The sequence below is a fragment of the Variovorax guangxiensis genome (assembly GCF_003952165.1).
Lineage (GTDB): Bacteria > Pseudomonadota > Gammaproteobacteria > Burkholderiales > Burkholderiaceae_C > Variovorax > Variovorax guangxiensis.
In genome coordinates, this window is the sequence record NZ_RXFT01000008.1 from 102487 (window position 1) to 127717 (window position 25231).

Below are 25231 nucleotides of genomic sequence, written 5' to 3' on the forward strand. Positions count from 1 at the left end.
TCGCGAGTGCTCGCGCCACGCGCGAGCCCCTAGCGAAGCTCAGTCCCTCAGTCGTCCAATCGATGCAGCTCCACGCCCGGCGCGTCGAGCTCTGCCTTCAACACATTGCCGTGCGTCGAATCGGTGACGAACAGCGTGCACCTGTCCGGCCCGCCGAAGGCGATGTTCGTGGTGGACGCGCCGACGGGGCCGCGCAGCACCATGACCGGCTCGGCACGCGCATCGAGCACCCACACGATGCCCAGGCCCGGGTTTGCGACCAGCAGCCGCCCCTGTGCGTCGACGGCGAGCCCGTCGGGGCCGCTCGGACCATGGGACGTGAAGAACTGGCCCACCTTGGCGACGCTGCCGTCCGCGAGCAGCGGCACGCGCCACACGCAGTTGCCGCGCGTCACGGCGAGGTAGAGCACCTTGCCGTCGGGCGAGAGCGCCACGCCGTTGGGGCTGGGCACGTTCGACAGCAGCAGGTCGAGCTGACCGTCGGGCCGCAGGCGATACAGACGCCCCGACGGGTCGTGCAGGCCGCTCTGGCCCTGGTCGGTGAAGTAGATGTTGCCCCGCGCGTCCAGCACCAGGTCGTTCACGCCCTTGAAGCTCTCGGTGTTGCGCCGCTGCAGGTGCGGCGTGACGCTGCCGGTGCGTATGTCCACGCGCATCAGGCCGTTCCTGTAGTCGGTGACGAGCAGCGTGTTCGCGTCGATGAACTTCATGCCGTTCGGTTCGCCGTCGTACTCGGCGACCAGCGTCCACTCGCCCGAGGCGTCGATGCGGAAGATGCGGCCGAAGGGAATGTCCGAGACGTAGAGGTTGCCGGCGGCGTCGAACACCGGCCCTTCGAGGAAGGAGTCGGTCGGCTGGCCGCCGCGGTTGGCGTCGGCCCAGACGCTCGGCTCGCGGCGCCGGAAATGTCCGGGCATGCTGGTGAAGGTCTGGAGCTCCAGCACCTGGGGCGCTTGCAGGAAGTACAAGTCAGTCTCCTTTGCGGCGCGGATCAGGCGGCCGCGAATCCATAGAGCTTCGCCGGGTTGTCGACGAGGATGCGCTTGCGCACGGCTTCGTCGCCGCACCATGAGGCGAGCACGTTCGCTAGGGCCGCGTCGTCCACCGTTCCCGGCGTCTCGGTCGTGTGCGGCCAGTCGCTGCCCCACACCAGCCGCTCGGGCGCGGCCTCGACCAGCGCGCGGCCCAGCGCGAAGGCATCGCGGTAGGCGGGGGCTCCGTCGCGCGATCGCATGTAGACGCCCGAGAGCTTCATCCATGTGTTGCCGCCGTCGAGCAGTCGCCGCGCCACGGTGAACGCCGCTGCATTGGCACCTTCGGCCGGATCGATGCGCGCCATGTGGTCGATGACCAGCGGCACGGGAAGCGTTGCCAGCACTGGCTCGAGCTCCACCAGCTGTTCCGGATGCACGAAGACCTGGATGTGCCAGCCCAGCCGCGCCACCTTGCGCGCCAGCGTCGTCAGCATCTGCGGCGCGGTGATGCCCCAGGACTGCGGCGTCACGAAATTCACGCGCAGGCCGCAGACGCGCTGCGCCGCAAGGCGGTCGAGTTCGCTGTCGGCCACGTCCTCGGCGACGACCGCGACGCCGCGCGCCTGTTCGCCCAGCTGCGCGAGCGCATCGAGCGTGCAGGCGTTGTCGGTGCCGTAGGTCGAAGGGTTGACGACCACCGTGCGCGAGGTGCCCAGCCGCTGCTGCAGCAGGCGGTAGGCTGCCACCTCGGCGCGAGGCGGCTGGCGCTTCCAGTGCGGCGACGCGGCGAAGCGCGCATCGAAGATGTGCATGTGGCTGTCGCACGCGCCCGCGGGCAGCGCGGGCGCGGGGCGATCCAGGCCCACCGAGTGGGGAACCGGCTGTGCGATGGAGGTGGCGTTCATTCGTGCGCTGTGGTCAATCGAGCTTGATGTTGCCCTTGCGGATCACTTCCGCCCACTTCGCATCTTCCTTCTTCAGGAAGTCGGCGAACTCGGCAGGCGTTGAGCCGACCGGCTGCACGCCGACGTCGACGAAGCGCTTCTTCACTTCCTCTTCCTTCAGCGCCTCGACCACCGCCTTGTGCAGCTTCTCGGCAATGGGTACCGGCGTGCCGGTGGGCAGGAAGACGCCGTTCCATTCGTAGGCCTTGTAGCCGGGTGCCACGATCTCGGCGATGGTGGGCACGTCGGGCAGCCGAGGCGAACGCTGCGGCGAAGACACCGCCAGCGCGCGCAGCTTGCCGGAGGACACGAGCGGATACGAGGCGGCGATGGTGCTGAACATGAAGTCCACCTGCCCGCCCATCACGTCGGTGATGGCGGGGCCGCCGCTCTTGTAGCCCACGTGCACCATGTCCAGCCCGAGCCGCTGGCGCAGCAGCTCCGCCGCGAGCCGCTGCACGGTGCCGCTGCCGCCCGATGCGAAGTTGATCTTTCCGGGCTCGGCCTTGGCCTTGTCGGCAAGGTCCTTGATGCTCTTCAAGGGCGAATCGGCGCGCACGATCACGATGTTGGGCGCCAGCGCCACGAGCGCGAGCGGCTGCAGCGCAGTGGCGGCATAGGGCATGCGCGCGAAGAGATGCGGATTGATCGAGTAGGGCGTAGCGTCGTAGAGCACGGTGTAGCCGTCGGGCGCGGCCTTGGCCGCGAAGCCCGCGCCGATGGTGCCGCTGGCGCCGGGCCGGTTGTCGACGACCACGGCGGTGCCCAGCTTCGCGCCCACGCGCACGGCCAGCACGCGCGCCAGCGCGTCGGCCGAGCCGCCGGGCGCATAGGGCACGACGAGCGTGATCGGGCGCTCCGGAAAGGCCGCCTGCGCGGAGGCAGCGGCGACAAGGATGCATGCGGCGAGCACGCGTCGGATGGCTTTCATTCTGTGTTCCTCGGGTATGCGGTCATTCGGTCTTGAGGTCGAGCGTTGGGGCCAGATCGCCGTAGAGCCTGACCTCGCCCGCCAGCTGCGCGCCGAATGCATCGGCGCAGGTGTTGCGGGCCTCCATGCCCAGCGAGCGCAGCTTTTCCTGCGTGGCCGGCGCCTGCGCGAATTCGGTCGCCACGCGGCGAAGGGTGGCCAGCACCTCGGGCGGCGTCTTCGCCGGCGCGAGCAGGCCGTACCAGGCGTCGGCCGTGTAGCCCCTGACGCCGGCCTCCTCGAAGGTCGGCACACCGGGCAGCAGCGCGGAGCGCTTCGGGGCGGCCACCGCCAGGGCGGTCAGCTTGCCGGTCTGCACCTGCGCGAGCACCGAGCCCAGCGTGGCGAAGGAGCTGTCGACCTGCCGCCGATGAGATCGGTCACGGCCTGCGCCGCGCCTTTGTAGGGGATGTGGTTCATCGACGTGCCCGTGAGCTGCGTGAACTGCGCGCTCGCGAAGTGGCCGGAGCTGCCGGAGCCCGGCGTGGCGTATGTGCGCTTGCCCGGCTCGGCCTTCACGGCCTGCAGGAAGGCGCCGAGCGACTTCACCGGCATCGACGGCCCCACCACGAGCACCGTGGGCTCACGGCCAGCGAGCACACCGGCGCGAAGGAGTGCACGGCGTCGAACTTGACGCGCTGGCTGTAGAGCGCCGGGATCATCGTGTGGTTCGTCGCGCCCAGCAGCAGGGTGTAGCCGTCCGCTGGCGCGGCGGCGACCGCCTCGGCCGCGAGGATGGTGTTGGCGCCGGGCTTGTTGTCCACGACGAATGGCTGGCCCAGCGCGCGCGATGCGTGGTCGGCGAAGGCGCGCGCCACCACGTCGGTGGGGCCGCCCGCCGAGAAGCCGACGAGCACGCGCACCGGCTTGGCAGGCCAGCTCTGGGCCTGCGCCTGCATTTGAACTGCCAGCGCGAACGGCAGGCCGATTGCGAGCGCGGTCCAGCGGGCCTTCTTGCCGCTCTTCATTCTCTTGTCTCCTTGTCTGGATCGGGGTAGCGGCGATGCTGCCTCAGCAGCTCGCCGCCGTCTGGCGCGCGAGAACCTGCAGCAGGTTCTTTGCTGCGCCGACGCCCATGTTCACGTAGGCATCGCTGGTCACGCCGCCGATGTGCGGGCTCAGCACGATGTTCTTCTCGCCCTGGAATGGATGGCCGGCGGTCATCGGCTCGATGGCGAAGCTGTCCAGCCCGGCCATGGAAACCTGGCCCGAGCGCAAGGCTGCCAGCAGCGCCTCTTCGTCGATCAGGCCGCCGCGCGCGGTGTTGACGACGATCACGCCGCGCTTGCAGCGCGCCAGCGTGTCCGCATCAAGCAGGCCCCGGTTCTCGTCGGTCAACGGGCAGTGCAGCGAGATGACGTCGGACTCGGCCCAGAGGGTCGCGAGGTCGGCGGCCTGCACGCAGGCCGGCAGATTCTTCGCGTAAGGATCGAACCCGAGCACGCGCATGCCCAGCGCATCGACCATGCGCGCGAAGCGCAGCCCGATGGCGCCGAGCCCGATGAGGCCGATGGTGCGGCCGCCGAGTTCGAGGCTCTTGTGCGTCGCCTTGTCCCAGTGGCCAGCGTGCATGCGCGCATCCAGCGCCACCACCGACTTCGCGCAGGCCAGCAGAAGCGCGAGCGCCTGCTCTGCCACCGCCGCCGCGTTCGCGCCCACGGCCGCGACCACCTCGATGCCGCGCGCCTGCGCTGCCACCTTGTCGATGGTGTCGGTGCCGCTGCCGTGCTTGGAGATCACCTTCAGCGAAGGCGCGGCGTCCATGACGGCCGCGCCCACCTTGCCGTAGCGCACGATGATGGCTACCGGGTCGTGCGCGCGGCACAGCGCGACGAGGTCGTCTTCGGTCGGCGTCTTGCCCGCATAGACGATTTCGTAGCCCTCGAGCAGGCCGACCGCCTGCGGCGCCAGGTCGGCGCCCGTCACCAGAATGGCTGTCACAGCGTCTCGCCTTCCTTCAGCACGCCCGCTGCGCGCAGTGCGGAGTCGAGCCACTTGGCGGCGGTGTTGCCTTCCTTGATGGCGGCGATGCGCGCGGCCTCGTCCTTCACCTTCTTAGCCGCGTGGGGCAGCAGCGACTCTATCTTGTCGCGCTCCACCGCGACCACGCCGTCTGCGTCGCCCACGATGAAGTCGCCTGCATGCACCGTCACGCCGCCGATCGACACCGGATGCCCGATGCGACCGCCGATGCTCTTGGTTGGCCCGTTCGGATTGGTGCCCGCGCAGAAGACCGGGAAGTCCATCTCGTCGATCTCCAGGCTGTCGCGGCAGGCGCCGTCCATCACCACGCCGGCGATGCCGATCTGCCGGCAGGCGGTCATCATGATCGTGCCCATGAGCGCGGAGCCGAGGTCGCCCTTGCCATCGATGACGAGCACGTCGCCGGGCTTCGCCATGGCGATGGCGGCGTGGATCATCAAATTGTCGCCGGGGCGCACTTCCACGGTGAGCGCGGTGCCCGCCAGCTTCATGCGGGGCCGCAGGGCCTTGATGCGACCGTCCAGCGCGCCGCGACGGCCGGCCACGTCGGCAAGGATGGCGGGCTGGAACTCGGCCGCCTGCGCCACGATGTGCGCGGGCACGCGTTCGAAGTCGCGGATGACGTCGGGGAGGGGAGATGACATGAAAGTGCTTTCGGGAAAGGAGGGAAAGGAGAAAAGGGAAACGCCGCGCCGTCAGTCGAGCCGGATGCCCGAGGCCTTCACGATCGCGCCCCAGCGCACGCCGTCGGTGCGGATCAGCGAGGCGAACTTCTCGGGCGGGCCGGACAGCACCTCTGCGCCCTGCGCCGCGAGCTTCTTCTGCACGTCGGGCGTCGCGAGGGCCTTGTTGAACGCGGTGTTGAGCTTCGCGATCGCGTCCTTCGGCATCGCCGCGGGGCCCGCCACGCCGAACCAGGTGACGGCCTCGAAGTCCTTGTAGCCGGCCTCGACCATGGTCGGCACGTCGGGCAGGTCGCGGTTGCGCTGCAGCGAGGTCACTGCCAGCGCGCGCAGCTGCCCGCTCTTGATCTGCGCGATGAGCGTCGGCACCGACGACACGTAGATCTGGATCTGCCCGCCGACGAGATCGGTCAGGCCCTGCGATGCGCCCTTGTAGGGCACGTGCGTGAGCTGGATGCCGGCGACCTTCTGGAACTGCTCGGTCGCGAGGTGCGCCACGGTGCCGTTGCCCGAGCTCGCGTAGTTGAGCGCGGTGGGTTTGGCCTTGGCGGCGGCGACCACGTCGGCGAGCTTCCTGTAGGGCGAAGCGGAGGACACGACCACCACCAGCGGTGCCGATGCGACGAGGCCCACCGCCGCGAGATCCTTCACCGGGTCGTAGGGCAGCCTGGCGTAGAGCGACGGGTTGATCGCGAGGTTGTTGGTCTGGCCCAGCACCAGCGTGTAGCCATCGGGGCTGGCCTTGGCTGCCGCGTCGACGCCGATGTTGCCGCCGGAGCCGGGCTTGTTGTCGATGACGATGGTCCAGCCTTCGGAAGTAGCGACCTTGTTCGCCACTTCGCGGGCAATGATGTCCGTGCCGCCGCCCGGCGGGAAGGGTACGACGAGCTTGATCGGGCGCGCCGGATAGGCCTGCGCCAGCGCCATGCCCGAGGCGAGAAGAAGGGCGAGGCCGAGGGCCGCGCGGCGAGGGGTGGAGCCGAGGCTCGAGGTACGCATTGATCTGTCTCCGAATCGTTCGTTGGGCACCTGCAGGCCGTGCTGCGAGGCGTGGAGCGACTGTAGGTTTGCGTTCCATTCCATACAATGGTGGTCCACTGAACGGACCTTGGACCACTGTGTGAAACGAAATTCGAAGACCGGATCCGCGCTCAAGGAAGTGATCGAGACGCCCCGCGAGGCCGACGCCGAGGCCTCGGGTGGTGTCACCGCCGTCACCCGCGCGCTGCAGCTGCTCGACGCCTTCGGCATGCAGGACGAGCATCTCTCGCTCGCGGAGCTCACGCGCCGCAGCCAGATGCACAAGACGACCGCCCTGCGCCTGCTGCGCACGCTGGCGCTCGCCGGCTACGTTGTGCAGCGCGAGGACGGCGGCTGGAGGCTCGGCCCCGCGGCCGGCTGGCTCGGCGCGCGCTACCAGGCCAGCTTCGACGCCAACGGCGTGGTGGAGCCGATGCTGCTAGCCCTGTCGCAGGCAACGGGCGAGAGCGCCGCGTTCTACGTCCGCGAAGGAAACTCCAGAACCTGCCTGGCCCGCGTGGAAGGACCGCAGCCCATCCGGCACCACGCACGCATGGGCGCGATGCTGCCCCTGGACCTTGGCTCACCGGGCCGCGTGATCCTCGCGTTCTCGGGCGAGCCCGGAAAGCTCTACGAGGACATCCGCAAGAAGGGCTACCACTACTCCATCGGTGAGCGCGAGAAGAACGTGGCGACGGTGTCGGCGCCGGTCTTCGGGCTGCGCTGGGCGCTGCTGGGCTCGGTGTGCATCTCCGGCCCCGCGGACCGGTTGCCCAAGGCCAAGCTGATCGGGCATGCGAAGACGATCATGAAGGCCGCGAACGAGCTCTCCTATGCGCTCGCGGGAAGGCCTACGGCGCAGACGCCTGCCGTGGTCTCGACCTGGCACCCCTGAACGAGGGAGGGCCTAGGAACTCTCGCGCTGCTCGATATGGAACGGAATCAGCACCGTCTCCGCGGGCGGCCGATGCCCCTCGCGCGTGCCGTCGATCACGCGCAGCAGCAGTTCGCCCGCCGCCTTGCCGATGCCCACGCAATCAACCGCCACGGTGGTGATGCGCGGATGGCAGGCGCGTGCGACCTCGAAGTCGCCGAAGCCCGCGATCGCGATGCGGCCGGGCACTTCCCAGCCGCGGCGCTGGCATTCCATCAGTGCGCCGAAGGCAGAGAGGTCGGACACGCAGATCACGGCGTCCACGTCGGGCCACTGGCGGATGAGTTGCGCCACGGCCTCGCCGCCCTGCGCCATCGAGATTGGCGGCTGGCCGAAGCTGATGACGCGGCCGTCGGGCAGGCCGAGTTCGCGGATCGCGTTCGCATAGCCGCGCTGGCGGTCGGCGCCGCGCGTGTCGCGGTTGGAGGTGCCGCCGATGAAGGCGATGCGCCGGTAGCCCTTGCCGTGCAGGTGGCGCACCATCGCGGCGGCGGCCTCGGCGTTCGAGAAGCCCACGGTGTGCTCGATGGGCGTGGCCGGCAGGTCCCAGGTCTCGACCACCGGCACGCCCGCTGCCTGCAGCATGGCGCGCGCGGCCGGCGTGTGCGAGCCGCCGGTGAGGATCACGCCCTCGGGCCGGCGCGCGAGCATGGCGCGCAGCAGGCGCTCCTCGGTCTCCACGCGGTAGTCGGTGTAGCCCAGCAGCACCTGCAGCCCGCGCGCTTCCACGGCGGCCGTGATGCCCTGCGCGGTTTCGGAGAAATTGGAGTTGTTGAGCGACGGGATCAGCACCGCGACGAAGCCCGATCGCTTGCTGGAGAAGGTGCGCGCCGTCTGGTCGATGACGTAGCCCATCTCCTCGCAGGCCTGCAGGATGCGCTGGCGCAGCGCCTCGGAGGTCACGCGGTCGCTGCTCGCACCGCGGTTGAGCGCGCGCGAAACCGTCATCTTCGACACGCCGACGCGCGCGGCCACGTCGGCCATCGTCGCGGGGCGGGTGAGGGCGGGAGCAGGGGCGGCGGAGGCTTTGGTCGGAGGCAAGGAGCTTCTTTCTTTCTCTCTCGGAAGGCAGGTTCGAGGATATGCGACGAGGCCCGTGCGGCGCGAGATACCGATAACTGTATGAGTGCGTGAATCGATGCGCAAAGAATACAGCGCATACCCGTGAAAGCAGAATGAAATTGTGGTCCCTGCGCCTACGGGAAAAGCCTAAGTTACCGGTATCTTTTTGGTGCCACACTGCGATCCCAAGTTCAGGGAAACCAGCGCCGTGGCCATGACCATCGAAGTCTTCGACTCCCGTTTCGCTCCCGTCGCCCAGGGGGCCGGCCCGCTCGAACGCCTGTGCACCGGCGCCGTCTGGAGCGAAGGGCCGGTGTGGATGCGCGAGGACGGCTCGGTGCTGTGGAGCGACATTCCCAACAACCGCATGCTGCGCTGGCACGCAGAAGAAGGCATGAGCGTGTGGCGTGAAGGCGTGGAGTTCACCAACGGCCACACGCGCGAGGCCGACGGATCGCTGCTGCATTGCTCGCACGGGTTGCGCGCCATCGTGCGCACGCGTTTCGCGGGTTCCGGCGAAGGCCTGCAGGCGCTGCCCGACGAGGTGGTGGTCGACCGCTACCAGGGCCGCCGGCTCAACTCGCCCAACGACATCGTCGTGAAGCGCGACGGCAGCATCTGGTTCACCGATCCGCCCTACGGCATCGTCTCCGACCGCGAGGGGCACAAGGCTCAGAGCGAGTTGGGCCGCAACCACGTGTTCCGATTCGACCCGGCGAGCGGCGCACTTCGCTCGGTGAGCGACTTCGTGGAGGAGCCCAACGGCCTGGCGTTCTCGCCCGACGAGCGCATCCTGTATGTGAGCGACACCTCGGCCGCGCTGCGCACCGACGGCTCGGGGCATCACCACATCGTGGCGTTCGACGTGATCGGCGGGCAGGACCTCGCGAACCCGCGCGTGTTCGCGGTGGTGAACCCGGGGCTGGCCGACGGATTCCGCGTCGATGTGCACGGCTTCGTCTACACCAGCAGCGCCGACAGCGTGCAGGTCTACCACCCCGACGGCACGCGCCTCGCGCGCGTCGCGGTGCCGGAGAAGGTGGGCAACCTCAGCTTCGGCGGGACCGACGGCAACGAGCTCTTCGTGTGCGCGTCGACCTCGCTCTACCGCATCCGGCTGAACACGAGCGGGGCGGTGCGCGCATGAGCACGCCGCTGCTGCAGTTCCAGGCCGTGAGCAAGCGCTTCGGCGGCACGCAGGCGGTCGACAAGGTCACGCTGGACGTGCGTGCCGGAGAAATCCTCGCGCTGCTGGGCGAGAACGGCGCGGGCAAGTCCACGCTCATCAAGCTGCTCGCGGGCATCCACGCGGAGGACGACGGGGAGATTCTTTTCGACGGCCGGCCGCAGTCCGAGTGGCGGCGCGGCGACCGGCGCGAGCAGCCGGTGGCATTCATCCACCAGGACCTTGGCCTCGTCGAGTGGATGACCGTCGCCGAGAACGTGGGCCTGGGCACCGGCTATCCGCGCCGCTTCGGCCTCATCGACTGGAAGGCGGCGAACGACACGGCGCGCCGCGTGATGGCGCGCGTGGGCTGCGACATCGACCCCGGCCGCCGTGTCTTCTCGCTCACGCGCGCCGAGAAATCGCTGCTCGCCATCGGCCGCGCACTCGAGGTGAAGGCGCGGCTGCTGGTGCTCGACGAGCCCTCGGCCAGCCTGCCGATGAGCGACGTGGAGCGCATGTTCGGCGTGCTGCGCGAACTGCGCCGCCAGGGCATGGCGATGATGTACGTGTCGCACCGGCTCGACGAGGTGATGGCCATTTCGGACCGTGCAGCCGTGATGCGCGACGGCCGGCTGGTGGCGGTGAAGACCACGGCGCAGACCAGCGAGAGCGAACTGGTGGGGCTGATCGTGGGCAAGGCGCTCTCGGCCTCGGTGCAGAAGGCGAAGGCGCCCGCGCGAAGCGAGCCCTTGCTGAAGCTCGACGGCGCGGCCAGCGGCAACGCCGGCCCGCTGAGCCTGGCCGTGCATCGCGGCGAGGTGCTGGGCCTCGTGGGCCTGCGCGGTGCGGGGCACGAGGCCATCAGCCGCGCGATCTTCGGGCGCGAGCCGCTGTCTGCAGGGCGCATGCAGTTGCTGGGCAAGGCCTGCGGCTTCACCTGCCCGGCCGATGCGATTCGCGCCGGCGTGGCCTATGTGGCTGGCGAGCGGCTCGAGGAGAACCTGGCCGGCTCGATGAGCGTGCTGGAGAACCTGTTTCCCAATTCGACGCTGCGCGGCGACCGCGGCCTGGCCTTCGACCGGCCACGCCGCGAGACCGAGGGCGCGCTCGCGCTCATCCGCCGCTTCGACATCAACCCGCCCGCGCCGTCGGCCGAAGTGCAGCAGCTCTCGGGCGGCAACCAGCAGAAGGTGGTGTTGGCGCGCTGGTTCCATCTCGACAAGCCGCTGGTGGTGCTCGAGGAGCCCACCGCGGGCGTCGACGTGGGCGCCAAGCGGCAGATCTACGGCGTGCTGCGCGAGCGCGCCGAGGCCGGCACCGCGCTGGTCGTCGTCTCCACCGACTTCGAGGAGATCGCGACCGTGTGCACCCGCGTGCTCGTCTTCCGCGACGGGCTGATCGCGGCCGAGCTCACCGGCGAGGCGATCACCGTCGAAAGACTCCTGGCATTGGCAGCAGGCGCGGCGACGCGCGAGGAAGTTTCAGCATGAGCAGCTCTATCAAGTCCACGGCGCTGGAGCCCGACAAGTCCCTCGATGGCGAGGCTGTCTCCCTCGCGCAGAGCCTCGGGCGCGCGATGCCGGTGTACGGCCTCGTCGTGCTCACGGTGGCGCTCGCGCTGCTGTTCTCGGTGCTGCTGCCCGAGACCTTTCCGACGCTGTTCAACCTGCGCGCGATCCTGGCCGACAAGTCGGTGATCGCGCTGCTGGCGCTGGCCGCGACCATCCCGATGATCACCGGCAAGATCGACCTCACCGTGGGCTACGGCATCGTGCTGTGGCACATCCTCGCCATCAGCCTGCAGACGCAGCTGGGCCTGCCGTGGCCGGCGGCGGTGCTGGTGGTGTTGCTGTGCGCGGCGCTGTTCGGGGTGCTCAACGGACTGCTGGTCGAGCTCGCGCAGATCGACTCGTTCATCGCCACGCTGGGTACGGGCACGGTGATCTACGCGGTGGCCATGTGGCACAGCGGCGGGCGGCAGGTGGTGGGCGAGCTGCCCGATGGCTTCGTGGGCATCGCGGGCGGCAGCCTGCTGGGGCTGCCGGTGGGCGCGTTCTACGTGCTGGCGGTGAGCCTCACGCTGTGGGTGGTCACCGAGTTCACGCCGCTGGGCCGGGCGCTGTACGTGATCGGCGCGAACCCGAAGGCGGCGCAGCTCAACGGCATTTCGGTGCGCAGGCATGTGATGGGCGCCTTCGTCGCCTCGGGTCTGCTGTCGGGCTTTGCTGGCGTGCTGCTGGCCTCGCGGCTGCAGATCGGGCAGGCGAGCGTGGGGCTCGAATTCCTGCTGCCGGCGCTGGTGGGCGCCTTTCTCGGCTCCACCACCATCCGGCCCGGCCGCGTGAACGTGTGGGGCACGCTGGTGGGCGTGGCGATTCTCGCCATCGGCATCTCGGGCATCCAGCAGTTCGGCGGTGCCTTCTACGTGGAGCCGCTCTTCAATGGCCTGACGCTGCTGGTCTCCATCGGCATCGCGGGCTGGGCGCAGCAGCGGCGCAACCGCTCGATCAAGCGGCGCATCGCCGAGCGGCAGCTCGATCACGCGCAACCGGTTCCCTCAACGCCGTCGGAATGACGGCCCACTACGACGACTGGAGACAAGCATGAAGAAGAGTGTTCCCGCGCGCGCCGCTGCTGCCGCGGTGCTGGCGCTGTGCACAGCCGCGCTGGCGCCGAAGGCCATGGCCGACGACTTTCTGGACGCCGCGAAGAAGAAGGTCGAGGTCGCAACCATGACCAAGGAGAAGTGGGACGGCCCCACCGCCGGCCCGAAGGCGGCGGCCGGCAAGACCATCGTCTTCGTCGCGGGCGACATGAAGAACGGCGGCATCGTCGGTGTCAGCAAGGGCGTGGAGGAAGCGGGCCGGGCCATCGGCTGGACGGTGCGCGTCATCGACGGGCAGGGGACGGTGAGCGGACGCACCGCCGCACTCAACCAGGCGCTGGCGGTGAAGCCGGCGGGCATCGTGGTCGGCGGCTTCGACACCACCGAGCAGAAGGCCGCGTTCGCGGGTGCCGCCAAGTCGGGCATTCCGCTGGTCGGCTGGCACTCGGGCGAGCAGCCGGGCCCGAACGACAAGGCGGGCCTCTTCGCCAACGTGACCACGGTGACCGACGACGTGGCCGACGTCGCGGCCTCGTGGGTGGTGGCCGACTCCAACGGCAAGGCCGGCGTGGTGATCTTCACCGACTCGCAGTACGCCATCGCGCTCTACAAGGCGAGGGCCATGGAGGCGGTCATCAAGAAGTGCGGCGGCTGCACCGTGCTGAGCTTCGAGGACAGCCCGATCGCCGAAAGCTCCACCCGCATGCCGCAGCTCACCACCGCGCTGCTGCAGCGCTTCGGCGACAAGTGGACGCACTCGCTGGCCATCAACGACCTGTACTTCGACTTCATGGGCCCTTCGCTCACCGCAGCGGGCAAGAAGGGCGACGGCGCGCCCAAGGCTGTGTCGGCCGGCGACGGCTCCGAGGCCGCGTACCAGCGCATCCGCACGCAGCGCTTCCAGGCCGGCACCGTGCCCGAGCCGCTGAACATGCAGGGCTGGCAGATCGTCGACGAGCTCAACCGCGCCTTCGCCAAGGAGAAGTGGTCGGGCTACGTGCCCAAGGTGCACCTGGTGACCGTGGGCAACGTCGGCAAGGACGGCGGGCCGAGGAACGTGTTCGACCCGGACAACGGCTACCGCAACCAGTACAAGGCGATCTGGGGCAAGTAGGCCGCAGCCCGCGGGAAGGCCTTCAGCGGATCTCCTGGTGCATGAAGGTGGCGTTGTCGATGACGTTGTGCATCTCCAGCCCCCGCTTGTCGAACAGCTTGATGTCGGTGCTCCCGGGCGTGTATTCGAGGATGCCGAAGTTCTCGCGCTCGCCCGTGAGGTAGTACTTGGTGACGAAGGCGCCCGACGAGACCACCTCGAACATCTTCGTCTCTCCGGCCGGCGGCAGGAATGCGTTCTCGTGGATGTCGCCGGTCAGGAAGATCGACTTGCGCCCCTGGATGATCGCGCGGAACCTGGCGTAGTCGTCGCGGTAGCGCATCCATCCGTTGCCGGTCGCGCGAATGGGCATGCCGGCGCAGATCAGCACGTAGCCCTGCTCGTCGGCCAGTTCCTGCTTCAGGTAGTCGAGCTGCTTCTGGCCGAGCAGGGGCTTGGAGTCGCCGGGGGCGGTGCTGTACCAGCGGGTGTCGAGGAAGATGGCCTTGCCGATGCGCTGCTGCTGGTGCATCAGCGGAATCGAGTAGTAGATGCCGTCGACGGCCGGGTCGAGATGCGCCGGGTTCTTCAGTTGCTCGATCTGCATGTACTGGGTGAAGAGCCTGCGGGTCTGCTGCTTCACCGGCGCGCTGACGTCCGAGCCCTGCGCGTTGTTCCAGGCGAAGTCGTGGTCGTCCCAGGTGCCGTACACACCGCCGCCGTTGCCCTGCTTCTGGCGCAGCGCGTCGCGCAGGGCCTTGAAGTTCGGCACGCTCCACTGCGCTTCGTACTTGCCCTGCATCACGTCGGCGAACTTCGCCGCGTCCCATCCGGACGGCTCGCCCAGCCTGGGAAAGAAGTCCATGTAGATCTGGTCGCCCAGGAGGAACAGGTAGTCGGGCTGCTCCTGCGCGATGCGGTTCCACACGCGCTGGTAGCCGTCGGGGCCGGGCTTGAAGTTCATGCACGACGTGAAGGCGATCTTCATGGGGGCTCCTCGTTCCGCCGGTCTGGGCGCCGGGGTGAGGCGGATCATAGGCAGCGGCCGCGCGCTGTCCCTCCGCAGAATATGGGATGGCGCCCGGGCTCAGGCCTGCTCTTTCTTCAGCTGGCGCAGCGCGGTCTGGGCATGGGCGACGAAGCGGTTCGCCAGCAGCGAGGCCGCGAAGTTCTCGTTGGTCACGGCGAAGATGTCGAAGGAAGGCGCGTTGCGGATCGGCCGGAAGCTGAGCCTGTCGGTCATGCAGCCGCGCGCGGTGAGGTCGTCGACGATGGCCACGCCCGCGCCCGCCGCCGCCATGGCGCAGGCGCTCTGGCCGGCGCGCACCTCGACGCGGGCGTCGGGCTGCAGCCGGTGCTGCACGCACCAGTCGGCAATGATGCGGCCCTGCGGCGTGTCGGGGCTGAAGGAGATCATGCGTTCCTTCAGGATGTCGGCAGGCGCCAGCGTGCGCCGCGCCTCCAGCGCATGGCCGCGCGGGAACACGCCGGCCAGCGTCCACTGGCCGATGGGGCGGGAGGTGAGCAGCGGGTCGTCGATGGCCAGCGTGGAGATCGCCACGTCGGCCTCGTGCGCCGCGAGGCGCTTGACCATCTCCCTCGCGAGCAGTACCTCGAAGTAGATGCGCGCGGAGGGAAACTCCTCGCCCAGCGCGGTGAGCGCACGCGGCACCATGTCCAGCCCGGTGCTGGGGCTGCACAGCACGCGCAGCGTGAGCATCTTGCCGTCCTTCAGCGCCTGAGCGCAGTCGTCGATGCGGGCCACGCCCCGGTACACCTGCTCGACTTCGGCGAAGAGCGCCTGCGCCTCGGGCGTGGCCAGCAGCCTGCCCTTGCGCCGCTCGAAGAGGCGCAGCCCCAGCTGCAGCTCGATGTGCGAGAGCATGCGGCTGATGCCCGGCTGCGAGACGTGCAGCGAGCGCGCGGCATCGGTGACGGAGCCTGCCAACATGACGGCGCGGAAGACTTCGATCTGTCGGAGGTTCATGACATCGCCCGTTCCATCGGCGTGATTCGATAACGCGATGCTATGGCGTTGCCACATGTTGGTATTTGCCGGGCCGACGGCCGCTTCCTAGCATCGGGCTTCTTTTCAAGAACAACCAGATCAAGAGGCAAACAGGACATGGCTACAGCCACCGCCGCGGCGCGCGGCATCACGCGCAGGCATGCGATCTCCGCAATCTCGGCAGCGACGCTCGCGGCGGCCCTCGGTCGCCGCGCGCATGCCGCCGACGCCTGGCCCACGAAGCCGGTGCGCATCATCGTGCCCTTCGCACCCGGTGGCGGTGCCGATGGCTCGGCCCGCGTGCTGGCCGAGGTGCTGGCGCCGCAGCTCGGCCAGCCGGTGATCGTGGAGAACAAGCCCGGCGCGGGCAGCGCCATCGGCGTGATGGCGGCGTTGCAGAGCCGCGACGGCCATACGCTGCTGATGGGCAGCAACAGCATGGTGATCAACCCCTCGCTCAACCCGAAGCTGAGCTACGACGTGGCGCGCGACTTCGACGCCGTCGGCATGGTCTCGCGGCAGCCGCTGGTGCTGGTGGTGCCGGCCGACTCGAAGGCGAAGACGCTGGCCGATCTCGTCGCGCTGGCCAAGGCGCAGCCAGGCAAGCTCAGCGCAGGCAACAGCGGCACCGGCACGCTGGCGCACCTGACGGCGGAACTGTTCGCGCAGGAGACAGGCACCTCGCTGGTCAGCGTGCCCTACAAGGGAGAGAGCGCGCTGATGCCCGACCTGATCTCGGGGCTGGTGTCGATGGGCTTCCTGAACCTGCCGAGCGTGATCGTGCACATCCGCTCGGGCCGGCTGCGCGCGCTGGCCGTGTCGTCGGCGCAGCCGGTGGCGGAACTGGCCGACGTGCCCACGCTGCGCAGCCTGAAGCTGCAGAGCCTGGAGGTCGAGGGCTGGGCCACGCTGGTGGCGCCCAAGGGCAGCATTCCGGCCGAAGGACTGGCGCGGCTCGAGAAGCTGCTGACCTCGGCGCTGCAGTCCGATGCGGTGAAGAAGCGCTTCGACGCGCTGAGCCTCGAGACCTTCATCCGTGGCCGAGAGGCCACCGCGCAGTACCTCAAGGCCGAAGGCAGCCGATGGGGGCAGGTTGTGAAGAGCCGTGGCATCCAGGTCGAGAACTAGGATGAGCAACGAGAACATCGGAACGAGCCATGCGGTCGAGGCCGACGTGGTGGTGTGCGGCGGCGGCGTCGCGGGCACCATGGCCGCGGTGGCGGCGGCGCGGCAGGGCGCTTCGGTCGTGCTGGTCGAGCGCTATGGCTTCCTGGGCGGCAACGCCACGGCCGGGGCGGTGGCGCAGTTCAACAGCTGGCAGACCGGCAACGGCCGCGCGGTGGTGGCCGGACTGGCCGACGAGGTGGTCCGGCGGCTGCGCGCCTACGGTGGCGCGCGCGCGCACGACCGCTTCGTGATGTCCACCGGCCATCACATGGACCGCGTCGAGTACGAGCCCGAGGTGCTCAAGCTGGTGCTCGACGACATGGTGGCCGAGGCCGGCGTGCGGCCGCTGCTGCATGCCAGCCTGCTGGATGTGCAGTGCGAGGGGCGGCGCATTGCCGGGTTGCGTGTGTTGACGAAGGGCGGCGTGTTGTCTGTGCGCCCCGGCGTGCTGATCGATGCCTCGGGCGACATGGATGCGCTGAAGCAGGCGGGCGCGCGCTTCCTCGAACTGGACGGCGGCGAGGCGCTGCAGCCGGCCACGATGATGTTCCGCTTCGGTCCGATCGATTTCGGGCGCTTCGGCGCGCTTTCGAAAGCCGAGCTTGCCGAACTGGCCGCCAGGGGCTATGCGCAGGGCGGGCTCGCGCGGGCGGCGCTGCATTCGAGCCGCGTGCCGCATTCGGACGATGCGTGGTTCAACATCAGCCGCCTGGCCATCGATGCCACCGATCCGATGGCGCTCGGCGGCGCCGAGATCGAAGGCCGGCGCCAGGCATGGAAGGCGGCGGAGTTCATTGCGGCCCACGTGCCCGGCTGCGGCGACGGGCGGCTGCGCGCCTTCGCCACGCAGGTGGGCGTGCGCGAGACGCGCCGGGTGGAAGGCGACCATGTGCTCACAGCCGCCGAGCTGCTGGAGCCGGTGCAGTTCGCCGACGCGATCGCAGCGGGCGCGTACCCGATCGACATCCACCCCGCGAAGGGCGGCTCGCTGCACTACGTGCCCATGGGCGACGACCACGCCTACCGGATCCCGTACCGCAGCCTGATCCCGTCCACGCTCGACAACGCGCTGGGCGTGGGCCGGGGCATCTCGGCCAGCCACGAGGCGCTGGCGGCCATCCGGGTCATGACGATCTCGATGGCCGTGGGGCATGCGGCCGGCATCGCCGCGGCCATGGCGGCGCGGTCGGCCGGCGAGGGCATGGGGGCGCAGGTGCGGGCGGTTGCCGTGCCGGCGCTGCGCGAGGCGCTGCTGCGCGAGGGCGCAGTGCTCGCCTAGCCGTTCACAGCCAGTTGCCGCTCTGCGGCATCTGCACCTTCTCGGCGGGGTCGCTGCCGGTCACGAACGATCCGATGACCACGCTCAGCAGCGAGATGAAGATGCTCGCGAAGAGCGCGGTCCAGAAGCCGGACACCCTCAAGCCCTTCACCAGCGCGGCCACCAGCAGGATCATCAGCGCGTTGATCACCAGCAGGAAGAGCCCGAAGGTCACCAGCGTCAGCGGCAGCGTGAGCACGATCAGCAGCGGCTTGACGATGGCATTGGCCAGGCCCAGCAGCAGCGCCGAGACGACCAGCGCACCGGTGCTGTCGAACTTGAGCCCGCGGAAAAGATGGCTGGCCACCCACAGCGAGATGCCGGTGATGGCCCAGTGGACGAGGAAGGGAGTCAGGTTGTCGAGCATCGGTTAATTCTTCCGGGTTATCGCCCGCATTTTGGGGGCGGCGATCGATTGTTACCCGGTGAAACATTGCCGGATGGGCCGTTAAGATCGCCGGCTTATGGCCAATGCGTCGATCGCCAGCATGACCCCCGCCCCGGCTTCGGCCGATGAAGCCGAATCGTGGGTACGCGGCGAGCTCATCCGCAGCCTGATGCGCTCGGCGAAGGGCTCGTACTTTGTCTCCGCCGCGCTGATGCCGGCGATGGTCGGCCTGAACTGGGCCTATGTGCCGCGCTGGGAACTGCTGATCTGGCTCCTGGCCGGCGTCATCGCCACCGCCTGCCGTGCCTGGGGGGCGCGCGTCTATGCGCTGCGCTATGCCGGGCGCAGCGCGGCCGCCCAGCAGCAGTTCACCGAGCGCTACGGCTTCGTCTGGAGCACCAGCGCTGTGGTGTGGGGCTTGTCGGTGCTGCTCTTCTTCGAGCGCACGCCGCAGGTCAATCAGTTCATGAGCTGGCTCATCGTGGCCGGCGTGGGCACCTTTCCGCTCAACGGGCTGGCGCTGCATCCGCCGCTGCTCAAGCGCTACGTCAACACGCTGTTCATCACGATGCTGGGCGCGGTGCTGATACGGCTGGTGTCCATCACGCTGCAGCATCCGCAGTTCCAGTACGGCTACCTGATGCCGATATTGCCGATCCTCCACTGGTTCCTGCTGCTGCGGGCCGGGCGGCACATCCACGAGACGGCGCGCAACAGCCTGGAGCTGCTGTTCCACAACCACATCCTCATCAAGTCGCTGACCCAGCAGCGGCAGGCGGCGGTATCGGCCGTGGCCATGAAGAACCGCTTCCTCGCCAGCGCCGCGCACGACATGCGCCAACCCGTGCTGGCACTTTCGTTGTACGCCGACTGGTTGCGCAATGAGCCCGAACTGGTTCTGGAACTCGCGCCGAAGATCGTGCGCGCCACGCACGCGGTGAATGCGCTCTTCGATTCGATGTTCGACCTGGCGCGCATCGATTCGGGCCAGGTGCGCCTGCACGTCGAGCGGGTCGACGTGCCCGAGCTGCTGCACGACCTGGAACTGCAATACCGCCCCGTGGCCGAGAGCCGCGGCCTCGACTTCCGCGTGCACATGTGCGAGGGCTCCTTCCTCACCGACCCGATCCGCGTGCGCCGCATGATCGGCAACCTGCTGGCCAACGCGATCAAGTACACGACCGAAGGCGGCGTGCTGCTGGCCGCCCGCCAGACCCGCGACGGCCTGCGCGTGGAGGTGTGGGACACCGGCATCGGCATCGCGCCCGAGCATCTGCGCGACGTGTTCCTGGAGTTCTACAAGGTCGCCGACCACGCCGGTACCTCGGACGGCTTCGGCCTGGGCCTCGCCATCGTCGCGCGCCTCTCGCACGTGCTGGGGCACCCGGTGAGCGTGCGTTCGCGCCTGGGCAGCGGCAGCGTGTTCCGCGTGGCGCTGCACGATGCCGATGAAGCGGTGGCGCAGGCGCGGGTGACGGCTTCCGGCGGTTAAGGACGAACTGCCGCTGCGTCCATCCCAATGAAAAAACCGCGCCAAGCGCGGTTTTTTCAATTCGGGAACACCGAGGAGCCGGCTTTGCCGGTCCTCAGGTGTTGCCCCCTGCAAGGGGGTTGGCGCAGCGACACGAAGTGCGCGAAGCCTGGGGGTCAGCCGGACAACAAGCCGTTGGTGCGCGCGTAGTGCAGCGCCTGGGTGCGGCTCTTCACGCCCAGCCTGCGGAACAGGCGCCACAGGTGAACCTTCACCGTGTGTTCGCTGATCTCCAGGTCGGTCGCGATGTCGCGGTTGCTCATGCCCTTGTCGAGCATGGCGATCAGCTGCGTCTGGCGCTTGGAGAGCTTGCCGCTGTTGGCGGCCGGCATCTCGTCGGCTTCGTCTTCCGAGCCGGCCATCAGGAGGCCGCGAAGGGCGGCCGCCAGCTCGTTGGAGCTGGCCGACTTCTCGATGTAGGTGTCGGCGCCGGCCTCGATGCAGGCGTCTTCCATGTCGGCGGACGGCGCGGCCGAGTACACGGCGATCGGCACGTTCGGATAAACCTGCTTGACCGCGATCACGCCCGACACGCCGTTGGTGTCCGGCAGCTTCAGGTCCAGGCAGAAAAGCGTAGGCGCACCACGCTGCTGCACGGAGCCTGCGAGCTTGTCGAGGCGTTCGAGCTCGACGATGTTCTCGGCCGGGCGCAAGCGCCGCAGGACCATCACGATCGCGTCGCGCATCAGGGGGTGGTCGTCGATGACATAAATGCTCATGTTTTCTTCCTTTGTGATCGCACCGTCTTCTCTCGTCGTGCTCACCGGCCGATAAGCCGATGGGCGTTGCCGGATCAACTCCCGCTGGTTGTGCCGGGTGTCGCTTCCGTCAGTGCCTCCAGCGCCTCTTCGACGGCGCGTATTCCTTCTGTACCGATGGGCTCCATCTGGCTGGCCAGCGCGGGCAATGCTTCGCCGCGCTGCGCCTGCAGGATTGCGATGGTACGGCCCGCTTCCTGCGGCGAGGCGAATCCACGGCTTTGCAGCAGGGTTTCGCCGCGCGCATCCAACAGCTTGAAATAGAAAAGTCCGTCCGCCTTCTCGCGGTACTGCTTGAAACTGGGTTTGGCGACCTTGGCCGCCTTGGCGACGCCCTTGTCCTTGCCGGCCGCCAGGTTGCGCAGGCCGACCGCGTGGCGCAGGCTGGCCATGAAAGGCTTCGACAGCGCCTGCGCCTTCTCGGCGCCCAGCAGCAGGGTGCGCTCGATCTGGGCCGGGTCGTTCATCAGCGCCTCGTAGCGCTCGCGCAGCGGCGCCACTTCGAGGTCGATGCGCTCGAACAGCATCTGCTTGGCGTCGCCCCAGCCGATGCCATCGGCGTACGCCTTGCGCAGCGTGTCGGTTTCCTCGGCGCTGGCGAAGGCCTGGTAGATCTGGAAGAGCGCCGAGCCTTCGGTTTCCTTGGGCTCGCCGGGGGCGCGCGAGTCGGTCACGATGCTGGAGATCTGCTTTTGCAGCTGCGCGCGCGGCGCGAACAGCGGGATCGTATTGCCGTAGCTCTTGCTCATCTTGCGGCCGTCGAGGCCGGGCAGGGTGGCGACCGCGTCGTCGATCTCGGCCTCGGGCAGCGTGAAATGCTCGCCGTAGAGGTGGTTGAAGCGCTGCGCCATGTCGCGCGCCATCTCGATGTGCTGCACCTGGTCGCGGCCCACGGGCACCTTGTGGGCGTTGAACATCAGGATGTCGGCGCCCATGAGCACCGGGTACATGAAGAGGCCGGCCGTCACGTCGGCGTCGGGGTCCTCGCCCTTGGCCACGTTCTTGTCGAGCTGCGCCTTGTAGGCATGCGCGCGGTTGAGCACGCCTTTGCCGGTCACGCAGGTGAGGAACCAGGTCAGCTCGGGAATCTCGACGATGTCCGACTGGCGGTAGAAGGTGACGCGCTCGGGGTCGAGCCCGCAGGCCAGCCAGCTGGCGGCGATCTCGAGGGTGGAGCGCTGGATCAGGGCCGGCTCCTGCACCTTGATGAGCGCGTGGTAGTCGGCCAGGAAGAAGAAGCTCTGCACGCCGGGCGCGACGCTTTGCCGCACCGAGTGGCGGATCGAGCCGACATAGTTGCCGAGGTGCGGCGTGCCCGAAGGCGTGATGCCGGTCAGGACGCGCAGGGGAGCTTTGGAAGACGGAGCCATGGGACGGAGAGACGAAGAATTACTTAAAGCAATCTAGAGCAGGAGTGCCTTGAGCGGAGTGATCAGCAGGTTGATGACGAAGTAGCCCACGTCCATCAGCGGCCGCAGCCAGTATGTGCTGACGATGCCCGCGAGGACGAGGCCCATCACGATGAAAAAGCCGTATGGCTCGATGCGTGCCAGGAACATCTGGGCCTGGCCGCTGGGAAGAAGGCCGGCCAGCACGCGCCCGCCGTCGAGCGGCGGCAGCGGGAACAGGTTGAAGGCCCACATCACGAGGTTGACCAGGATGCCGCCTTGCGCCATCTTGATGAAAAAGGTTTCAGTGACGCCCGCCGCGACCAGCGCCACCAGCAGCAGAGCCCACAGGATCGCCTGGACGAAATTGGAAAGAGGCCCTGCCAGAGCCACCCAGACCATGTCGCGCTTCGGATGGCGCAGCCGCCCGAAGTTGACCGGCACCGGTTTGGCATAGCCGAACAGGAAGGCACCGGAGGTCGCGAAGTACAGCATCAGCGGCATCAGGATGGTCCCGATGGGATCGATGTGCTTCACCGGGTTGAGCGTGACGCGCCCCATGACCTCGGCCGTGTTGTCGCCGAAGTGGCGAGCGACGTAGCCGTGCGCCGCCTCGTGCACTGTGATCGCGAAGATCACGGGCAGCGCATAGATCAGTACTGTCTGTATGAGGTTGGAAATATCCACTGGGCGATTGTGTCAGACGGGGCGTGTTTCTCTGCCCGATTTCAGAGGCCCAGAACGGCCAGTTGGCCGCGCCCTTGCCGCACCACGACAGGGTCGTCGCCGCTGCCCATGGGCGTGAGGTCGACCACCGTGGTCGGCTGCGAAGGGCAGGCGCCGGCGTCGATGACCGCGGCGATCTGCTTCTCGAAACGCTCGCGGATGGTCTGCGCGTCGTTCAGCGCCTCGGTCTCGCCCGGGGCGATCAGCGTGGTGGCCAGCAACGGCGCGCCGTGCAGCGACAGGAGCTCCAGCAAGACCTTGTGGTCGGGCACGCGCAGGCCGATGGTCTTGCGCTGCGGATGGCTCACGCGGCGCGGCACTTCCTTGGTGGCTTCGAGCAGGAAGGTGTAGGGGCCGGGCGTGGCCGCCTTCAGCAGGCGGTATTGCTTGTTGTCGACGCGCGCGTAGTTGGCCAACTCGCTGAGGTCGCGGCACAGCAGCGTGAGGTGGTGCTTCTCGTCGACCTGGCGGATGCGGCGCAACTGGTCGACCGCGTCCTTGTCGTCGAGGTGGCAGGCCAGCGCGTAGCTGGAGTCGGTGGGCACGGCCACGATATCGCCGCGCTCCAGCAGCGTGACGGCCTGCTTCAGCAGCCGCTGCTGCGGGTTCTCTGGGTGGACTTCGAAGTACTGGGCCATGATGAAGAAAGGTTTCCTGGTCAGGATTCGGCGGGCTCGATGGGCACGCGGCGCTCGCGCACCGTGAGCCACGCGCCGGCCGCGCCGCAGACCGCGATCATCCCCATGCCGATGAGCGAGAAGCGGTCCGGCACGTGGGAAAAGACGATCCAGCCGCCAAGCATGGCGAACGCGATCTGCGCATAGAGATAAGGCGTGAGCGTGGACGCCGGCGCGCGCTGGTAGGCCAGGATCAGCATGAAGTGCCCCACCGTGCCCATGAAGCCCATGAGGCACAGCAGCGCCCACCATTCCCAGGAGGGCAGCGAGGTCCACACGAAGGGCACGACGAGCGAGACGATCAGCGTGCCCACCCAGCCGGTGTAGAAGTGCATGGTCAGCGGGTTCTCGGTCTGCGCCAGCTTGCTCGTGAGCACCTGGAACCAGGCGTTGCTCAGCACCAGCCCCAGCGGCAGCAGAACGGCCCAGCTGAACGCGCCGCCGCCTGGCCGCAGGATGACCAGCGTGCCGATGAAGCCGCCCGCCACCAGCGTCCAGCGCAGCGGCGAGACGTGCTCCTTGAGCGTGGTGGCCGCCAGCAGCGTGATGACTAGCGGCGCGATCAGCACGATCGAGGTGAACTCCGCCAGCGGCATGTAGCGCAGGCTCAGGAAGGCGAAGATGCTCGATGCCAGCAGCAGCGCACCGCGCAGCGCCTGGTAGCGGGGATGCTTCGTGTGCAACAGCGCCGTGCCGCGCAGCGGCAGCAGCACCAGCGTGGTCGCCACCGCCTGGAAGGCATAGCGGAACCACACGCCCATCAGGATGGGCACGCCCAGCGTGGAGTACTTGGTAGCGGTGTCGAGCGTGGCGAAGCAGGCCACGGCCAGTATCACGAGGCCGATGCCGGCGAGGATGCGTTCCGATTCCTTGCCGAGGCTTCGCTGCTGCGCCACGCGAGCGGCTGCCAGCGCAACGGTCGCCGCGTTGTCGTTGCTGGTCCCGGGGCTTGGGCTCACTGCTGGATACGGTCGCCGAGCAGTTCCCACACGGGAGTGAGCGCGCCGGGCAGGGGCGGCAGCTTGCCGAGATCGCAGTGGCTCTCGTCGGGGCTGTGGAAATCGCTGCCGCGCGAGGCGGCGAAATCGAACTCGAGCGCCTTGTCGGCGTACTCGACGAACTCGGCCGGCGTGTGGCTGCCGGTGACGACCTCGATCGCCTTGCCGCCATGTGCCTTGAATTCGAGGAACAGCGCGTACTCCTCGTTGGCCGTGAACTTGTAGCGGCCCGGGTGGGCGATCACGGCCAGGCCCTTGGCGGCGGTGATCCAGTGCACTGCATCTTTCAGCGTGGCCCAGCGGTGCGGCACGTAGCCGGGCTTGCCTTCGGTGAGGAACTTGCGGAACACCTCGGGCGTGTCGCGGCAGTGGCCCTGTTCGACGAGAAAGCGCGCGAAGTGCGTGCGCGAGATGAGTTCGGGATTGCCGACGAACTTGAGCGCGCCTTCATAGGCGCCGTGGATGCCGACCTTGGCCAGCCCCTCGGACATTTCCTGCGCCCGCTTGCCGCGGCCGCCGCGCGTGTCGTACAGGCCCTGCGAGATGGCCGCGTCGTCGGGGTCGAAGCCCAGGCCGACGATGTGCACCGTCTCGCCCGCGAAGGTCACGGAAATCTCGGTGCCGGTGAGGTAGCGCATGCCGTTGGCACGGGCCGCGGCCGCTGCGCGGTGCTGCCCGCCGATCTCGTCATGGTCGGTGAGGGCCCAGAGTTCCACCCCGTTGGCTGCGGCGCGCGCCGCCAGTTCTTCGGGCGTCAGCGTGCCGTCGGAGACCACGGAGTGGCAATGAAGATCGGCATTGAGAATGGAGGACACCCCCGCATTCTATGGGGTCTG

The 25231-nt window shown here is 68.5% G+C and carries 24 protein-coding genes and 1 pseudogene; 8 read left to right on the forward strand and 17 right to left on the reverse strand.

Features of this window, described 5'->3' with window-relative positions; all coding sequences use genetic code 11:
* Positions 1-47 precede the first annotated feature (47 nt).
* From EJP67_RS19415 to EJP67_RS19445, 7 genes and pseudogenes are all read right to left on the reverse strand, one after another.
* Complete coding sequence (locus EJP67_RS19415; RefSeq protein ID WP_126023343.1) at positions 48-968, reverse strand: SMP-30/gluconolactonase/LRE family protein; 921 nt, start codon at positions 966-968, stop codon at positions 48-50.
* A 23-nt stretch (positions 969-991) separates the two neighbouring features.
* A complete protein-coding gene (locus EJP67_RS19420) occupies positions 992-1879 on the reverse strand; it encodes an amidohydrolase family protein (protein ID WP_126023344.1) in 888 nt (295 codons plus the stop codon).
* 13 nt (positions 1880-1892) lie between these two features.
* A complete protein-coding gene (locus EJP67_RS19425; protein WP_126023345.1) occupies positions 1893-2849 on the reverse strand; it encodes a Bug family tripartite tricarboxylate transporter substrate binding protein in 957 nt (318 codons plus the stop codon).
* A gap of 22 nt (positions 2850-2871) precedes the next feature.
* A pseudogene (locus tag EJP67_RS19430) lies at positions 2872-3856 on the reverse strand (Bug family tripartite tricarboxylate transporter substrate binding protein).
* Between the two features lie 43 nt (positions 3857-3899).
* Positions 3900-4829: an NAD(P)-dependent oxidoreductase gene (locus tag EJP67_RS19435; RefSeq protein WP_126023346.1), complete on the reverse strand. Its 930-nt coding sequence runs from the start codon at positions 4827-4829 to the stop codon at positions 3900-3902.
* Positions 4826-5515 carry an RraA family protein gene (locus EJP67_RS19440; protein ID WP_126023347.1) on the reverse strand — a complete coding sequence of 230 codons (690 nt, stop codon included), beginning with the start codon at positions 5513-5515 and terminating at the stop codon, positions 4826-4828. Before EJP67_RS19440 ends, EJP67_RS19435 begins: the two co-directional genes overlap by 4 nt.
* A 51-nt stretch (positions 5516-5566) precedes the next feature.
* A complete protein-coding gene (locus EJP67_RS19445; RefSeq protein WP_126023348.1) occupies positions 5567-6553 on the reverse strand; it encodes a Bug family tripartite tricarboxylate transporter substrate binding protein in 987 nt (328 codons plus the stop codon).
* A gap of 163 nt (positions 6554-6716) precedes the next feature.
* Here EJP67_RS19445 and EJP67_RS19450 point away from each other — a divergent pair, with 163 nt between their 5' ends.
* Positions 6717-7469, forward strand: coding sequence for an IclR family transcriptional regulator (locus tag EJP67_RS19450; protein WP_126023529.1), 753 nt, complete (start codon positions 6717-6719; stop codon positions 7467-7469).
* Between the two features lie 12 nt (positions 7470-7481).
* Here the strand turns inward: EJP67_RS19450 and EJP67_RS19455 are convergent, their stop codons facing one another.
* Positions 7482-8492, reverse strand: a complete 1011-nt coding sequence (locus tag EJP67_RS19455; protein ID WP_126023530.1) for a LacI family DNA-binding transcriptional regulator — start codon at positions 8490-8492, stop codon at positions 7482-7484.
* A 292-nt stretch (positions 8493-8784) separates the two neighbouring features.
* Here EJP67_RS19455 and EJP67_RS19460 point away from each other — a divergent pair, with 292 nt between their 5' ends.
* From EJP67_RS19460 to EJP67_RS19475, 4 genes are read left to right on the forward strand one after another with little or no spacing between them, the layout of a single operon-like run.
* A complete protein-coding gene (locus EJP67_RS19460; RefSeq protein ID WP_126023349.1) occupies positions 8785-9717 on the forward strand; it encodes an SMP-30/gluconolactonase/LRE family protein in 933 nt (310 codons plus the stop codon).
* Positions 9714-11228 (forward strand): sugar ABC transporter ATP-binding protein, encoded by a 1515-nt coding sequence (locus EJP67_RS19465; protein WP_126023350.1) that lies wholly within the window; start codon positions 9714-9716, stop codon positions 11226-11228. Before EJP67_RS19460 ends, EJP67_RS19465 begins: the two co-directional genes overlap by 4 nt.
* Positions 11225-12313, forward strand: a complete 1089-nt coding sequence (locus EJP67_RS19470) for an ABC transporter permease (protein WP_126023351.1) — start codon at positions 11225-11227, stop codon at positions 12311-12313. Before EJP67_RS19465 ends, EJP67_RS19470 begins: the two co-directional genes overlap by 4 nt.
* Positions 12314-12341: 28 nt before the next feature.
* Complete coding sequence (locus EJP67_RS19475; RefSeq protein WP_126023352.1) at positions 12342-13457, forward strand: ABC transporter substrate-binding protein; 1116 nt, start codon at positions 12342-12344, stop codon at positions 13455-13457.
* Positions 13458-13479: 22 nt separating this feature from the next.
* Here the strand turns inward: EJP67_RS19475 and EJP67_RS19480 are convergent, their stop codons facing one another.
* Positions 13480-14424: an alkaline phosphatase D family protein gene (locus EJP67_RS19480; protein WP_165909653.1), complete on the reverse strand. Its 945-nt coding sequence runs from the start codon at positions 14422-14424 to the stop codon at positions 13480-13482.
* A gap of 99 nt (positions 14425-14523) precedes the next feature.
* Complete coding sequence (locus EJP67_RS19485; RefSeq protein WP_165909654.1) at positions 14524-15423, reverse strand: LysR family transcriptional regulator; 900 nt, start codon at positions 15421-15423, stop codon at positions 14524-14526.
* A 138-nt stretch (positions 15424-15561) separates the two neighbouring features.
* Here EJP67_RS19485 and EJP67_RS19490 point away from each other — a divergent pair, with 138 nt between their 5' ends.
* Positions 15562-16572: a Bug family tripartite tricarboxylate transporter substrate binding protein gene (locus EJP67_RS19490; protein WP_126023355.1), complete on the forward strand. Its 1011-nt coding sequence runs from the start codon at positions 15562-15564 to the stop codon at positions 16570-16572.
* 1 nt (position 16573) lies between these two features.
* Entirely contained in the window at positions 16574-17890 is a 1317-nt protein-coding gene (locus EJP67_RS19495) for an FAD-dependent oxidoreductase (RefSeq protein WP_126023356.1), read from the forward strand.
* Positions 17891-17894: 4 nt separating this feature from the next.
* Here the strand turns inward: EJP67_RS19495 and EJP67_RS19500 are convergent, their stop codons facing one another.
* Positions 17895-18296 (reverse strand): phage holin family protein, encoded by a 402-nt coding sequence (locus EJP67_RS19500; RefSeq protein ID WP_126023357.1) that lies wholly within the window; start codon positions 18294-18296, stop codon positions 17895-17897.
* Between the two features lie 97 nt (positions 18297-18393).
* On the opposite strand from EJP67_RS19500, the gene shkS reads away from it, so the two are divergent.
* Complete coding sequence (gene shkS / locus EJP67_RS19505; RefSeq protein WP_126023358.1) at positions 18394-19809, forward strand: surface-behavior sensor histidine kinase ShkS; 1416 nt, start codon at positions 18394-18396, stop codon at positions 19807-19809.
* Between the two features lie 155 nt (positions 19810-19964).
* On the opposite strand, the gene EJP67_RS19510 is transcribed toward shkS, so the two are convergent.
* The 6 genes from EJP67_RS19510 to EJP67_RS19535 form a co-directional block, all read right to left on the reverse strand.
* On the reverse strand, positions 19965-20567 hold the full coding sequence (locus EJP67_RS19510; protein ID WP_007837193.1) for a LuxR C-terminal-related transcriptional regulator: 603 nt from the start codon (positions 20565-20567) through the stop codon (positions 19965-19967).
* A 74-nt stretch (positions 20568-20641) separates the two neighbouring features.
* On the reverse strand, positions 20642-21976 hold the full coding sequence (locus tag EJP67_RS19515) for a tryptophan--tRNA ligase (protein ID WP_126023359.1): 1335 nt from the start codon (positions 21974-21976) through the stop codon (positions 20642-20644).
* A 33-nt stretch (positions 21977-22009) separates the two neighbouring features.
* On the reverse strand, positions 22010-22681 hold the full coding sequence (locus EJP67_RS19520; RefSeq protein ID WP_126023360.1) for a site-2 protease family protein: 672 nt from the start codon (positions 22679-22681) through the stop codon (positions 22010-22012).
* A 41-nt stretch (positions 22682-22722) separates the two neighbouring features.
* Complete coding sequence (locus tag EJP67_RS19525; RefSeq protein WP_126023361.1) at positions 22723-23358, reverse strand: L-threonylcarbamoyladenylate synthase; 636 nt, start codon at positions 23356-23358, stop codon at positions 22723-22725.
* Positions 23359-23378: 20 nt separating this feature from the next.
* Positions 23379-24356: a DMT family transporter gene (locus EJP67_RS19530; protein WP_126023362.1), complete on the reverse strand. Its 978-nt coding sequence runs from the start codon at positions 24354-24356 to the stop codon at positions 23379-23381.
* The gene (locus EJP67_RS19535) at positions 24353-25210 is read right to left on the reverse strand and encodes a 3',5'-nucleoside bisphosphate phosphatase (protein ID WP_019657848.1); all 858 of its coding nucleotides are present in this window, start codon (positions 25208-25210) and stop codon (positions 24353-24355) included. Before EJP67_RS19535 ends, EJP67_RS19530 begins: the two co-directional genes overlap by 4 nt.
* Between the last annotated feature and the right edge of the window lie 21 nt (positions 25211-25231).